We start from the raw sequence: 14772 nt of genomic DNA, 5'->3' as shown, positions 1-14772 counted from the left end.
TTAAGCCAACCGTTTCAAACCGTTCAAAGGGCAGTTTTTAATCAAATCGGCAATATGGCCCTTGCCCGGCACCAGAAGTTCCGGCGCAATTTCATACAAGGGATACAACACAAAGGCCCTCTCGGCAATGCCTACATGTGGGACAATCAACTCAGGCAGGTCAATTTGCTGCTGACCATAAATCAACAGGTCCAAATCCAGCGTCCTGGCGCCCCAACGCTCGCCTTTTCGTACTCGGCCGTGCTCATGTTCAATGCGTTGAAGATTCCTCAGCAAATCCATAGCCGGCAAGTTGGTCGTGATAGCCATAACCGCATTGACATAATCAGGTTGATCCTGCGGCCCCATCGGTGGACTATGGTATAAGCTTGAAAAGGCAAGCTCTTCAATGCCCACTAATCCGGCGATTGCCGTATGCGCCGATTCAATTTGCCCTGTCGGGTTTTCAAGATTGCTGCCCAAGCCTATGTAAGCGATAACCTGGTCTTTGCCTGAGCTTTTCATAGCTGAACTCATTTCAAAGCAAACATTTTAAATACCTTTATCCTGAGAGGCCGTCTTTTTACGGTAAGTCCTTTTCCGCTTTGCCTTGCCGACTTGAGCGCCACGCGGAGGTCGGGTCATTTTTCTTTGTTCGGTTTCGTCGGCCGCCTGATATTGACCCCACCATGCTGCTACTTCAGGATCAGCGCCGCCTGTCTCTGCACGCAGCACCAGAAAATCATAGGCCGCTCTAAAACGCGGATGCGTCAATAAGCGACTGGGTCTGGAGCCGATACGCATATTGAATTTGGGTTGCAGCGTCCAGACTTCGCGCATAGACATGGTGATATGGCGCGGTAGAGAGGTGCTACTATTCTGCCTGGAGATCACTTCATTGGCGGCTTCCTGATAGGCCATGGATTCAGCCATGCCTCTCGCTATTTTTTCCTTGGCCCGTATCGCCACCGGTTCCCATAAAAAAGCAGACCATAGAAAATAAGCTGTAACGGTTTTGCCTTCGGCAATCCTGTTATCGGAATTTTCCAGCGCTTTGATCAGGAACAATTTGGGGAAACCGTCTTCCTCGACCGCCAGACTGCTCTCTGTGTCGGGAAACAATATCTGAAAAAGCCCATAATGCCTGAGCATTTCAAAAGTCTGCAAGGCGTAGCCCGATAAAAACAGTTTCAAGGCTTCATCATAAAGCCGGGCAGCCGGTATGCCGTACAATAATTCGGCGAGATCATGAATAGGCTTCTCACAAGCAGTATCCAGATTAAAACCGAGCTTCACGGCAAAACGCACAGCCCTTAGCATACGCACGGGGTCTTCGCGGAAGCGCGTTTCAGGATCACCGATCAGCCTGAGTGTCCCGGTTTTATGATCATCCATGCCGCCGGTGTAATCGACTACCGAGAAATCCTTGATGTTGTAATAGAGCGCATTGACCGTAAAATCGCGCCGCCAGACATCTTCCTCAATCGTGCCGTAGACATTATCGCGCAACAAGCGTCCTTCCTTGTTGAGCATCTGCTTATCGTCCTGAGCATCTCCCGCTCCGCGGAAAGTAGCCACTTCAATAATTTCGCGACCAAAATGCACATGCGCAAGGCGGAACCTGCGACCGATTATGCGACAATTGCGGAAAATCTTCCTGATCTGCTCAGGATCCGCATCCGTCACGACATCAAAATCCTTGGGTTCCCGCCCTAGCAATAAGTCCCGCACACAGCCACCGACAAGATATGCCTGGGATCCTGACTTTTGCAATCGATACAAAACCTTTAATGCATTTTCGCTGATCTGGGACCGCGAAATATTATGCTCGGCACGCGCATATATTCTAACTGCCGGCGCACTAATTGCTGGCGCAGCATCCGCTTCAGCTTCATTTCTGGCTGGATTAATAATTTTTTTAAAGAAGTTTAAAATGGTCTTTATACCTTGTCTGATTTCTAAATTCTAATAATCATATCATTTCATATGATTCTAGCCCAATTGACAACTTTCTTTTCTTTTACATTCCCCTTTTTATTATAGTAAAATCACAATCCTGATTTTTAATAGCAGTCCCGATCGACTCGATATTTTGTTTTTTAACGGTTTATAAAGATCAGACAACCTTTTTTTTAACTACTCGCACAAATCATTAACGTGCTTGACGGAATTGTTATGTTCAAAAAGATTATAAATGGCTTCATTGACCAACCTTTGTTAACCAGCCTTTTTGTAACAGATTTCTTAATTCTTCTGTTCCATAAACCGCCTTTCCTGTTCTCATTGGCGATGCTCGGAGCGTTAATTGCGATGTGCATGTATTTCGGTCAAAAATTGGCTTTATTTAAAGTCTAATTGTCTCGTCCAATCCGGAAAAAGCAGCTAAAACCAGATAATGGCTTATTGTCAGTACCTGGTTTTTTGCGCCGTTTAGCGGCCATTATTTACGACCTCTTCCTGCTACTTGCCCTTTTGTTTTTCGCGACAGCACTGCTGCTGCCGTTGAATGCCGGGGAAGCCTTCACTCCCCAACAATTTTTTTATCCTATTTATCTGCTCGTTATCAGCTTCTTTTTTTATGCCTGGTTCTGGACTCATGGCGGACAAACCCTGGGACTACGAACATGGAAATTGAAAGTACTGACCTTCAAAGGCGAACCCATCAGTTGGAAGCAAGCTTTTTTGCGTTTTTTAGGCGCTATAATTTCCTGGTCTTTTTTTGGGCTGGGCTTTTTTTGGATTCTGATCGATAAAAATCGTCGCGGCTGGCATGACCACTTATCGAAAACCGCCTTGTTTTTTGACTCGCAAGATACACGGCGTTAATAAGGCCAATCAGATCAAGAATTGACATGACGGCACATTATACCAGACATCTTTCTTACAAACTCACAAGCCCTTTCCCAGCAAAGAAATCGGATAATGACTTATTGGCCGGCTCCGGCAACCTGCTGGCATGCTTAGGATCAGTTTCCATTGAAACAAATGTCCATCCTATTGGTCGACCTTATCAGCAACCTTGATTCAGAAGACAAAAAAGCTTTACCCTATCTAAACGTCATGCTCACTTAAGCCGTATTGAGATGTGGCAAATTAACCCCTGACCTTTTTCTGGATGTGCTGCATAAAGCGCATCAATGCAGCCATGAGCCTACATTCTTAAAACCATGAACAATCCATTACTGCAGACTTCAGCATTACCGTTGTTTTCACAAATCAAACCCGAACATATTGAGCCGGCCATCGATCAGCTATTGGCCGAAGCCAGATCCGTTGTCGAACAGCATCTTCAGGCTGCTACCGAATACACCTGGGAAAATCTGATTGAACCGATTGAAAACGCTGAAGATCGCCTGAGCAAGGCCTGGTCTCCGGTCAGCCATATGAATTCGGTCATCAACAGCGATGCCCTGCGCGATGCGTATAACGCCTGCCTGCCCAAGCTAAGCGAGTACTCGACTGAAATGGGCCAAAACGAAAGGTTGTTCAATGCCTACCAGTCCATTGCCGACAGTGATACGTATGCCACACTTGATGTCGCGCAGCAGAAAATCATTCAGAACGCGTTAAGAGACTTCAGATTATCCGGGATTGATCTGGATGCCGAAAAAAAGCAGCGCTATAAAGAAATAAGCCAGGAATTATCGCAGCTTGCCAGCAAGTACGAAGAAAACCTGATGGATGCGACCAATGCCTGGAGCAAGCTGATCAGAGACGAAGATGATCTGGCCGGTCTGCCCGAATCCGCACTGGCTGTGGCCCGGCAAACCGCTGAAAGTCATAATGAAGAGGGCTGGATGATCACGCTGCAGTTTCCCTCCTATAGCGCGGTCATGACTTATGCCGACAATCGAGAATTGCGCCGTGAACACTATGAAGCCTTTGCGACACGCGCCTCGGACCAGGGCCCGCACGCCGGTCTTTATGACAACAGTGAAATCATGGAAAAAATCCTGGCCTTGCGTCATGAAAAAGCCCTGTTGCTGGGCTTTAAGAATTTCGCGGAACTGTCACTGGCTAAGAAAATGGCCGAAAAGCCGGAGGATGTAACCGGCTTCCTGGAAGACCTGTCCGACCGCTCCTGGCGTCAGGCGCGCAAGGACTTAGTGGATCTGCGGCAGTTCGCCAAGCAACATTATGGTATCGGTGATCTGCAGCCCTGGGATATCGGCTATTACTCGGAAAAAATGCGCCAGCATCATTACCAACTCTCACAGGAAGCAGTGAAGGCCTACTTCCCTATAACACGCGTCTTGCCGGGTCTGTTTGCGGTCGTTGAAAAACTGTTCGGCCTGAATATCAGCGAAATTACCGGCTTCGACAGTTGGCATCCCGATGTGCGTTTTTTCGAGATTCACGACCAGCACGGCCAATTGCGCGGGCAGTTTTATACCGACCTGTATGCGCGCCCGAAAAAGCGCGGTGGCGCCTGGATGGATGATTGCGTGAGCCGCAAGAAATCCGGCGATCGCATTCAAACGCCGGTCGCGTACTTAACCTGCAACTTTACGCCACCCGCCGGCAATGACCCGGCGTTATTGACGCACGATGAGGTCACGACCCTGTTCCACGAATTCGGCCATGGCCTGCACCACATGCTCACACAGATCGATCATTTAGGCGTGTCGGGCATCAACGGCGTCGAGTGGGATGCGGTCGAACTGCCCAGTCAGTTCATGGAAAACTGGTGCTGGGAAAAAGAAGCCCTGGCGCTGATATCCGGCCACTATCAAACCGGCGAGTCACTGCCCGAGGATCTGTTCAATAAAATGCTGGCCGCCAGAAACTTTCAGTCCGGCATGATGATGGTCAGACAACTCGAATTCAGCCTGTTCGATTTCAGAATCCACCGGGATTACGACCCTAAAAAAGGCGGCCGCATTTACCAGACGCTGGAGCAGGTCAGAGATATGGTCGCCGTCATCAAACCACCCAAATTCAACCGTTTTGCGCACAGCTTCTCGCATATTTTCGCCGGCGGTTATGCAGCCGGCTATTACAGCTATAAATGGGCCGAAGTGCTGTCCAGCGACGCTTTCTCCTTATTTGAGGAAAAAGGCATTTTTGATCAGGAAACCGGTCACGCCTTCTTAACGAATATTCTCGAGAAAGGCGGCAGCGAGAATGCCATGGATCTGTTCGTCTGCTTTCGTGGCCGTAAACCGACCATCGACGCGTTACTGCGGCACAACGGCATAGCGGCATGAAATACAAGGATCTGCGCGACTTTATCAGGCAACTGGAAAAACAGGGCGAGCTGAAACGGATTACTGTTCCTGTCGATCCTTACCTGGAAATGACCGAAATCTGCGATCGAACCTTGAAGCAAGGCGGCCCGGCGCTGTTGTTCGAATACCCGACAGGCTCCAACATTCCGGTCCTGGCAAACCTGTTCGGTACGCCGCGCCGCGTTGCCATGGGCATGGGCGCCGAATCGGTCACGGAACTGCGTGGCATCGGCGAATTGCTGGCCTACTTGAAGGAGCCGGAGCCGCCCAAGGGCATGAAGGATGCCATGGAAAAGATTCCGGTTTTCAAGCAGGTATTGAATATGGCGCCCAAACTGATCAAGGATCCGCCCTGTCAGGAACTGGTGCGCGAGGGCGATGAAGTCGATCTTGGCGATTACCCGATTCAAACCTGCTGGCCCGATGATGCAGGCCCGTTGATCACCTGGCCTTTGGTCATTACCAAAGGCCCGAATAAAGACCGGCAGAACCTGGGCATTTACCGCCAGCAAGTCATCGGCAAAAATAAGGTCATCATGCGCTGGCTGGCTCATCGCGGCGGTGCCCTGGACTTCAGGGAATGGCAGCAGACCCATCCCGGCAAGCCTTTCCCTGTTGCCGTAGCTTTGGGCGCGGACCCGGCCACGATACTGGCCGCTGTCACGCCGATTCCCGACACACTGTCCGAATATGCCTTTGCGGGCTTGTTGCGGGGCAGCAAAACGGAAGTGGCCAAATGCCTGAGCAACGATCTGCAAGTCCCGGCCAGCGCCGAAATCGTCCTGGAAGGCTTTATCTATCCCGGCGAAACGGCCCCTGAAGGTCCGTTTGGCGATCATACCGGCTATTACAACGAGGTCGATGAATTTCCGGTCTTCACGATAGAACGCATCACCCAGCGTCAGGCGCCCATCTATCACAGCACCTACACGGGTCGGCCGCCTGATGAACCCGCCATCCTGGGTGTGGCGCTGAATGAAGTCTTCGTGCCGATCCTGCAAAAGCAGTTCCCGGAAATTATTGACTTCTACCTGCCGCCGGAAGGCTGCTCCTACCGTATGGCCGTGATCAGCATGAAAAAACAATATGCCGGCCATGCCAAACGCGTCATGCTCGGCACCTGGTCATTCCTGCGCCAGTTCATGTACACCAAATTCGTTATCGTCGTCGATGATGATGTCGACGTGCGCAATTGGCAGGATGTGATCTGGGCCATAACCACGCGCATGGACCCGGCGCGCGATCTGACGATATTGGAAAATACGCCCATCGATTATCTTGACTTCGCCTCACCGGTATCGGGCCTAGGCTCTAAGGTCGGATTTGACGCGACTAACAAATGGCCGGGGGAAACCAACAGGGAGTGGGGCCGGCCTATCTCCATGTCCGAAGAAATCATTAAAAAAGTAGACGAAATTTGGGATTCTCTATTTTAAAGCCGAGACTATCACAGCCACAAATCTTGGTGAATGACGCCGATATATTGGAAACTAGTGAGATACACCCGAATAGGCAGCGCAGGTCCAGGTGAAAGCCGCATGGAAAGCTATGACTAAAGCAGAGCCATGCGCCTCTTCCATGCAAGGTTTCGATAAAGCCGGTCACGCATTTGACCGTTGAACATGAACTCCGTATTTACCGAAGCGGCCGGCAATCAGCTACGGACAGCTTTTCTTTGCAAAAATGACACCGACAATCCAGGGCGAGCCTCAATAGCGCCAGCCCTGGATAATTTTTATTTATTAGGATATGGTATCAATCCGGCTGACGATTTCGCTGGAGGCCAGCTCCAGCCCGGATTTATAACATTCACTGGCTTTATCTTTATCTCCGCGAGCAAACAGCAAATCACCCAGTAACTGATAAGCCTGCACAGTCGGTTCGACGGTAATGCTATGATTGAAGTATTTTTCAGCTTTTCCGGCATCACCGCATTTAAGGCTTAATTTACCTATGACCGACAGCAACACCGCATCGCCGGCATGTGAAGTGAGCCATTGTTCCGCCGTCTCAAGCTGTCTGACCGCATCGCCTGACTTTATACTGCCAAACAAGACCAGCAGGGTTTGATCCCAGTTTGCCGACAAGGCTTTAACCAGTTCATCCTCAACCTTGGCACCAGCGCCGGCCTCGATCATCGCGGCAAAATAGATCGCCGAGACACCATGCATACTTTTTATGTAATCAGGAATTTCCGCCCAAAGCGATTCAATTTCATTAATATCGCCATTTTCGGCCGCCTGTTTTAACAGTTTGCTGAATGCCTCTGTTTCCAGCAATTTTATCTCTGCTTCCATCAGAACTTTATTATTGTGTAATGACGGAATCAGTTTCCGTATGCCTTCCCAGTCGCCGATATGTTGATAAGTTTGATGCAATAATTTCAGCACGTTGGCATGCGTCGGATCTATGGAATGCAGCCGGGTCAGCGTTTCCAGGGCTTGATCAAACTGGTTCCCTGATAAGTGCAGTTCCGCCTGAGTCAAGCCGATCGCGACATCGGAACCAGGCGCCTGATCCGCGGCTTTTCTCAGGTACTCGTCTCTTTTATCAATCGCACCACGCGATTGCGCGGCCTTTGCGGCAGTCAGGTAGTGTATCAACGGAGCACCGCTATGCGATGCATGTTTGATTAACACTTTTTCGGCCTTTTCCCAATTGCCTTCGGCAGAATCTACCAAGCCTGCAATCAGGGCTTCCTGGGAACGGTTGAATTTAATATTCCTTCCGCGTGCTTTGATTTGCCCGGGCAGTCTGAGCAGCCAACCCAGAAATCTGAAGAATAAATAGAAGACAAAAAAGCCTATGATCAGGCTGACGGCAAAAACAACCAGCGAGGTCTCTATAGACCACGAACCAATGCCGATCAGCACATAACCGGGGCTTTCAAAACTGCTCAGCCATTCATTGACTAAAAAAGCGGCCGCAATCGCAATTAAAAGAGCCCCCAAAAAGAAAAGTATGGTTTTCTTCATCACAGACTCTCTATTACTGCTCAGCAGGTGCGGGTGCTGGAGCCGGCGCGACTGCCGGTTCTGATTCTTGTTTGGGTACAGGTGCTGGCTCTGGTGCCGATGTCGGCGCCGCTTCCGGAGACGGCATGGCTTTGTCAGTTTCCAGTCTGAGTTTGACAATGTCCTTGAGCATTTTCAAAGACAGGCTGATGTCAGGAAACTGGCTTTGAATCTGAACACCCTTCATCCTGTCGAGTTCGGCAATAAAATTTTTCGCCTGCGTATTCTGCATAAAATGTTGCTCGGTCCATTTTTTTGCATCCGTCAGGCTAGCTTGATAAAGCGGCTCGTTATGCTGAACCAGTGCAACTTTAACCGTTTCCAGCTTTAACCTTAACTGCTCTTTAATGAACTGAGCTTCTTCCTGGGTCAATATTGCTTTGATCGGCTGTTCGGTATGCCGGATCGTGACAATTTCTTCCAATTCATTCAATGCAGAATCGATAAGGTCTTGTTTGTCCTGGGTTTGATCAACCGGTTTTTCAGGTTTTTTTGGAGATGTCGGTGTCTTTCCGGCATACGGCAATAACAAGGTCAAATTGTCAATCTGGCCGGCCTGTGTCTGAATGGATGAATAAATGCCGACAATATCGGGAACTTCGACTCTGTTAAGAGCGGCAATATCCTTGGCGATCTGCTCGCGCACTTTGAATACCGCCGCGTCACCGCTTTCGCGCAAGCGTTGATCGGCCGCTTCCAATGCCGCACGCGTGGTGTTCACGTCGCCTATCAGGTGCAAACGCTCGCTGGCGGTACTGAGCAGATATTCGGCATCGGCAATCAGCCAGTCGCCGCGTGTCTTGCCAAGCTGACGCTGTACCTGTTGAATGGCGCTATTTAATTCTTTGCGGGTGCTGTCAAGTTTTTCGTTATGTAACCGGGAAAAATCCTCGAGCGTTTTGGTGAAATGTGTGTCTTTGCCGGCAATGCTGGCTTCCAGGGTTGCCAATTGCGACTGCACGGAGGCCAATTGCGATTGATAACCGCTGATCTGCTTCGACAACTCGATCAGTTGCATATCACCCTTGTCGACTTCACCGCCTAAACTGGCCTGCTGCTCGCGCAGTTGTGTAAAAAGGAAGAATCCGGCGCCCGCCAATCCGATAATAATGAGCAAAATAATGATGCCAAACCAGAATCCGCTACGAGACCGGTGAACTTTATTACTCTCGCTCACATTCTGTTCCTGTTTTTCACTCAATTCGGCCACACTATTCCCCATTACATATTATTGTTACTGTCTCAAGAATTGCTGTATCAGCAGGATTTTCCGTCACGGCAATTCGCTTAAACCCCATTCCTGCAGCTAATTGCCTAATCCTATCGCTCACCACCACCATGGGTATTGGCAATAACAGCTGATGATTATTTTCGCCCAGCATGATCAATAAATTCTGTAAGGCTTCACCGCTGGTTACCGTAATAACATCCAGGCGTTGCTGGGCAAGTAATTGGACTACCTGCGAGCTATCAATGCTGGGAATTGTTCTTTTGTAAACTTCCAAATACTGAACCACTGCCCCCCGACTGCGCAGTGTATTAGCCAGTTCTTCTCGCCCGCCTTCTCCTCGTACGATCAGGCAGGCCTGTCCTTTTACCTGTTGCATCTGCGGCATAGCCAACAATGCTTCACTGGTATAACCCTGTTCAGGCACCACATCGACAGTCAATCCGGCGGCTTCCAATGCCTGAGCGGTTGCTCGCCCCACTGCGGCAAAACGCACGGTCTTTAATCGATCTATTTTGCCATTATTCGCTTTCAGTGCAAAATTTACTGCATTTGGGCTAATAAAAACAACCCATTGGAATTTGTCGAGGTTTTTTAACGCATCCTGAACCTCTTCAATATTGTCACGCGCAACAATATCGAGCACGGGAAACCGAACGACCTCGCCTCCGCGTTCCTGAATCAAGCGGCTTAGATTTTCAGCCTGATGCGCCGGCCGCGTCACTAAAACCCGCGCACCGTTCAATCCTCTGATCAATGAAACAACGCTTGCAGAATCTTATCTGCGCCACAGGCCAATAAATCTTCCGCGATAGAGCGTCCAATGGACTCGGCCTGATCCGGAGTACCTGATTGCGCGGCGCGATAAATCACCGTACCGTCGGGGCTGCCGACCAATCCGCGCATGACCAGCTGATTACCTTGCAGTTGCGCAAAACCGGCAATCGGCACCTGGCAGCCGCCGTTCAGACGCGCATTCATCGCTCTTTCGGCGCTGACGCAAATGCTGGTTTCATGGTCATGCAGGGCGTTCAGCATCTCGTTGACTTCTGTATCATCCGCGCGGCATTCTATGCCGATAGCCCCTTGCCCTATGGCCGGCAGGCTGATGCCGGGATCGAGGCATTCCGTAATCCGACCGGCCATGCCCAACCTTTTCAATCCGGCCGAAGCCAGGATGATGGCATCAAATTCGCCGGCATCGAGCCTGGCCAGTCGCGTATTGACATTGCCTCTCAGTGACAGGATTTCCGCCCCGGGATATCGCTCTTTTATCTGGCACTGCCGGCGCAAGCTGGAGGTGCCGATTCGGGCATCAGCCGGCAACTCTTCCAATGATGCATAACGGTTCGATACAAAAGCATCGGTTGGATCTTCTCGTGTTAAAATAGCGGCCAAGTGCAGCCCTTCCGGAAATTCCACCGGAACATCTTTCATCGAGTGCACGGCGATATCGGCCGTTCCTTCCAGCATGCCCTGTTCCAGTTCCTTAACAAACAGCCCTTTGCCGCCAACCTTGGCCAAAGGCGCATCCAGGATTTTATCGCCGCGAGTAGTCATTTTTACCAGCTCGGTTTTCAGGCCCGGAAAAGCTCGTTCCAGACGTTCGGCGACATGTTCTGCCTGCCACAGCGCGAGAGGACTCTTGCGCGTGGCTATACGAATAATTTTTTCAGCCAAAATAAACCCTTCTATTTTGAATATAAAAAGCGCATTGTAACTCCATTTAACGCAATGGCGTCTTATTGCGCTTAAAATCTTTAAAACAAGTGCGCACTTTCGCAGCCAGCCTGCGGCTAACCACCAGTTTCTCGTCAATGCCCTGGCATTTGACCTGCAACTGTCCATCCGGCTGTTTCTCCAGATCTTCAATATGCAATAGGGAAACCAGCGCATTGCGGTGTATGCGGATAAATAGCCCCCCAAATTCGTCTTCCAGCGCCTTCAACGGCTCATCAAGCAAATGCTCTTTCTGCGGCGTTCTGACGATGACGTATTTTTGATCGGCCTGAAAAAACACAATGTCTTTAACCGGGATCAGATGCAGTCTTGTCTGCACCTGCACGCAAAGATGAGATCGCACGGATCTCTCGGGCAGCCATTGCACCAATCCGTCCCATTTTGCGCGGCTGAACACCTTCGCTTTCTGGATAGCATTAAGCAAGCGATCCTTACGTATCGGTTTCAGCAAATAATCGACCGCATTCGCGTCAAAAGCCTGCAGGGCATGCTCATCATAGGCCGTCGTGAAAATAATGGCCGGCGGCGATTGTGTCTTTGTCAGTTCCCTCGCCACGTCCAGCCCGTCCATGTCAGGCATTCTGATGTCCAGCAGCAGAATATCGGCCCCTGTTTCCTGCCATTTTTGCAATGCTACGCGGCCGTTTTCGGCCTCCGCAACGATTTGGACATCCTCAGCCAATTCATTGAGCAGGCTTTTCAAACGCAACCTGGCCAGTTTTTCATCATCGGCGATTAAAACTTTCATGATGCGAGTTGATAAGGAATCATTATATCCACGTGATAATTGCCTTCTTTGACATACCGATCGATGCGACCGTTGCCCGCGAAACATCCCGCTATTCTGGCCGCCAGATTGGCCATCGCGACCTGATTGCCTTTGCGCTGACGATGGGCTCCGTCAGGCGGCAGCGTGTTTCTTACCGACAGCACAATTCCGCCAATGCTCCTGGCCCCCTTGATGACAATTTCGCCACCGTTCGGATCGGGTTCCACGCCATGGTAGATCGCGTTTTCAACTAGCGGCTGCAGACTAAGCGGCGGCAGCAGGACGTCCTTGGGCAAGTCGTCGATATCCCAGCTGACTTTCAAACGCTCGTCCAGACGGTGAAACTCGATCGCCAGATACAGGTTTACCAGCTTGATCTCCTCGTCCAGTCGGACCAGACGGGCATGATCGACCAGCATGCTCGCGCGAATCAGTTCCGCCAGATCTTCCACCAACTCTTCCGCCAGTTCGGGCTGGATTCGGGTCAGGCTGGCGATGGTGTTTAAACTGTTAAACAGAAAATGCGGCCTCATCCTTGCCTGCAACGCATCCAGGCTGGCGGTAGCCTGAGCTTCAACCTGTTGCCGCCATAGATGCAAGACAAACAGATAGCGCAGGACTGCCAATGAAACCAGACTGCTAATGCCTACCGTACGCCAGTAAAACTCTGCCTTTTGCACCGGCTTTATCAATGGGATTAAAAGATTCGCATCCGGCAACACATCAGCCACCAGCCAGCAAACCAAAACGCTAATCAATTGTATAATGCAAAACGCCGCCAGCCCGACGACAAAATCATTGCCGCGCGCCAGCTTTTTCTTTAGCAGACACAAGCTGGCCGCACTCATCAGGGCGATCCACAGCGCGAGCAACGACCTGATGCCGAATTCGGATAAAAATCCCAACACCGACGTATCGGTTGCCAATGTCAGTAAAAACGCCAGCAATTCGGCTAGAAAGAACACGGCCAGCAGCATTCTGACTGAGCAAAAATCCGGCAGGAAAATCTTCTCTGCTTTTAAATTCATAACCAACAGTTTAGTTGTATAATTCGGAATTTTCCGTTAATTGCATTAAAAAATCGCCATGACCACAGTTAATTCCGACAAACTTTCCAGTGCCCGCTTTGCCGAGGCGACCGATGCCTTCGTCGAGGTATTCACCGCTTCGGTGGATTTTGACAAGCGCATGGCGGAGCAGGATATTCAAGGTTCCATCGCACATGCCACCATGCTCTGCAAGATCGGCATCCTGACCGAGCAGGAACGCGACGCCATCATCGGAGGCCTGACCCAAATCGGGCAGGAAATCAGGGCCGGCAATTTTGTCTGGTCGATCAAACAGGAAGATGTGCACATGAACATCGAAGCGCGGCTGACCGATATGATCGGCATCGCCGGCAAGAAACTGCATACGGGCCGCTCGCGCAACGACCAGGTAGCGACCGATATCCGGCTTTATCTGCGTAGCGAGATCAATAGCATCAGCGATCAGCTCATGCGCCTGCAGACTGCCATTCTCGATCTTGCCGAAAAAGAAGCCGACACGATCATGCCCGGCTTCACACATCTGCAGGTTGCCCAGCCGGTCACGTTCGGCCACCACCTGATGGCCTGGTTTGAAATGTTGAGCCGCGACTACGAAAGACTGCAGGACTGCAAAAAACGCCTCAACATCATGCCTCTGGGCGCTGCCGCATTAGCCGGCACCAGTTACCCGATCGATCGTCAGATGACGTCCGACCTGCTCGGCTTCAGCCGCCCGTCGGCCAATTCGCTCGATTCGGTCAGCGACCGGGATTTCGCCATTGAATTCACTGCGGCCGGCAGCCTGATCATGATGCATTTGTCGCGTTTTTCCGAGGAGCTGATCCTGTGGTCCAGCGCCCAGTTCAACTTTATCGATATTCCGGATGCGTTCTGCACCGGCTCGTCGATCATGCCGCAAAAGAAAAACCCTGATGTGCCCGAACTGGTGCGCGGCAAATCCGGCCGCGTCACCGGCCACCTGATGTCGCTGCTGATGCTGATGAAAAGCCAGCCGCTGGCTTACAACAAGGACAATCAGGAAGACAAGGAACCGCTGTTCGATACGGTCGACACCCTGATCAACTGCCTGCGCGCCTTTGCCGACATGGTGCCGCATATTATTGCCAAACGGCAGAACATGTACCATTCGGCCAAACGCGGCTTTGCCACGGCCACCGACCTGGCCGATTACCTGGTACGCAAGGGCATGGCTTTCCGCGATGCGCATGAAGTGGTAGGACAGGCCGTGCGCCTGGGTCTTGACAGCAACCGCGATCTGTCGGAATTGTCACTGGCGGAACTTCAACAGTTTTCAGCGGCGATTACGGCCGACGTGTTCGATGTGTTGACGCTGGAAGGTTCCGTCGCGGCCCGTAAACATATCGGCGGCACGGCGCCCGAAACCGTAAAGCGGGCTATTCAGGCCGCGCGGCAAGGCATGCCGACGGGCCAATAGCCGCCGATCTCAAGGTGCAAGCCCTCATAGCGCTTTGCACCTTGAGGCATCTGCCTCAATGCAGGATTGATCCGGGCCGGCTCCTCACCTCTCACTAACCGGGAACAGCATACTTGCCGATAGCGGCTGTTGAAAGACGCCTTATCGAGAGCCGCATAAAAACCCGCACCTTCATCCCAACTTGTATTACCCGTATCGATTCGTCACTTTCCGCATTGAGCATCAATAGTCCGGAACAATTGCAAACCATTTATCACCTAACCTAAATAAACAAAATACAGAAGCCAAACTAAATGCCTGATTTAATGTCATGCAGCTATTAACGGATAT

At 50.8% G+C, this 14772-nt stretch carries 13 protein-coding genes; 5 read left to right on the top strand and 8 right to left on the bottom strand.

Annotated elements, in window-relative coordinates:
- A complete protein-coding gene (gene folK / locus METLU_RS0119540; RefSeq protein ID WP_027159702.1) occupies positions 1 to 504 on the bottom strand; it encodes a 2-amino-4-hydroxy-6-hydroxymethyldihydropteridine diphosphokinase in 504 nt (167 codons plus the stop codon).
- A gap of 27 nt (positions 505 to 531) precedes the next feature.
- Complete coding sequence (gene pcnB / locus METLU_RS0119535; RefSeq protein WP_051300020.1) at positions 532 to 1923, bottom strand: polynucleotide adenylyltransferase PcnB; 1392 nt, start codon at positions 1921 to 1923, stop codon at positions 532 to 534.
- Between the two features lie 231 nt (positions 1924 to 2154).
- On the opposite strand from pcnB, the gene METLU_RS28810 reads away from it, so the two are divergent.
- From METLU_RS28810 to ubiD, 4 genes are all read left to right on the top strand, one after another.
- Positions 2155 to 2334: a hypothetical protein gene (locus METLU_RS28810; protein ID WP_027159700.1), complete on the top strand. Its 180-nt coding sequence runs from the start codon at positions 2155 to 2157 to the stop codon at positions 2332 to 2334.
- Positions 2335 to 2805 carry an RDD family protein gene (locus tag METLU_RS25880; protein ID WP_036243311.1) on the top strand — a complete coding sequence of 157 codons (471 nt, stop codon included), beginning with the start codon at positions 2335 to 2337 and terminating at the stop codon, positions 2803 to 2805.
- Between the two features lie 341 nt (positions 2806 to 3146).
- Positions 3147 to 5186: an oligopeptidase A gene (gene prlC, locus METLU_RS0119520; protein ID WP_027159699.1), complete on the top strand. Its 2040-nt coding sequence runs from the start codon at positions 3147 to 3149 to the stop codon at positions 5184 to 5186.
- Positions 5183 to 6643, top strand: coding sequence for a 4-hydroxy-3-polyprenylbenzoate decarboxylase (gene ubiD, locus METLU_RS0119515; RefSeq protein WP_027159698.1), 1461 nt, complete (start codon positions 5183 to 5185; stop codon positions 6641 to 6643). The genes prlC and ubiD overlap by 4 nt, the downstream gene beginning before the upstream one ends.
- Before the next feature lie 306 nt (positions 6644 to 6949).
- Here the strand turns inward: ubiD and METLU_RS0119510 are convergent, their stop codons facing one another.
- From METLU_RS0119510 to METLU_RS25870, 6 genes are read right to left on the bottom strand one after another with little or no spacing between them, the layout of a single operon-like run.
- Positions 6950 to 8182 carry a heme biosynthesis HemY N-terminal domain-containing protein gene (locus METLU_RS0119510; protein ID WP_027159697.1) on the bottom strand — a complete coding sequence of 411 codons (1233 nt, stop codon included), beginning with the start codon at positions 8180 to 8182 and terminating at the stop codon, positions 6950 to 6952.
- Between the two features lie 13 nt (positions 8183 to 8195).
- On the bottom strand, positions 8196 to 9431 hold the full coding sequence (locus METLU_RS0119505) for a uroporphyrinogen-III C-methyltransferase (protein ID WP_036243926.1): 1236 nt from the start codon (positions 9429 to 9431) through the stop codon (positions 8196 to 8198).
- Between the two features lies 1 nt (position 9432).
- Positions 9433 to 10206, bottom strand: a complete 774-nt coding sequence (locus METLU_RS0119500; protein WP_027159695.1) for a uroporphyrinogen-III synthase — start codon at positions 10204 to 10206, stop codon at positions 9433 to 9435.
- Positions 10203 to 11129: a hydroxymethylbilane synthase gene (hemC, locus tag METLU_RS0119495; protein ID WP_027159694.1), complete on the bottom strand. Its 927-nt coding sequence runs from the start codon at positions 11127 to 11129 to the stop codon at positions 10203 to 10205. Before hemC ends, METLU_RS0119500 begins: the two co-directional genes overlap by 4 nt.
- Positions 11130 to 11175: 46 nt before the next feature.
- Entirely contained in the window at positions 11176 to 11937 is a 762-nt protein-coding gene (locus tag METLU_RS25875; protein ID WP_036243308.1) for a LytR/AlgR family response regulator transcription factor, read from the bottom strand.
- Positions 11934 to 12986, bottom strand: coding sequence for a sensor histidine kinase (locus tag METLU_RS25870; protein ID WP_036243305.1), 1053 nt, complete (start codon positions 12984 to 12986; stop codon positions 11934 to 11936). Before METLU_RS25870 ends, METLU_RS25875 begins: the two co-directional genes overlap by 4 nt.
- 58 nt (positions 12987 to 13044) lie before the next feature.
- Here METLU_RS25870 and argH point away from each other — a divergent pair, with 58 nt between their 5' ends.
- Positions 13045 to 14442, top strand: coding sequence for an argininosuccinate lyase (gene argH / locus METLU_RS0119480; protein WP_027159693.1), 1398 nt, complete (start codon positions 13045 to 13047; stop codon positions 14440 to 14442).
- Positions 14443 to 14772 lie beyond the last annotated feature (330 nt).

This window comes from Methylobacter luteus IMV-B-3098, from assembly GCF_000427625.1.
Lineage (GTDB): Bacteria > Pseudomonadota > Gammaproteobacteria > Methylococcales > Methylomonadaceae > Methylobacter > Methylobacter luteus.
The sequence above is the reverse complement of the archived record's forward strand: the minus strand, read 5'-3'. Positions and strand labels throughout refer to the sequence as shown.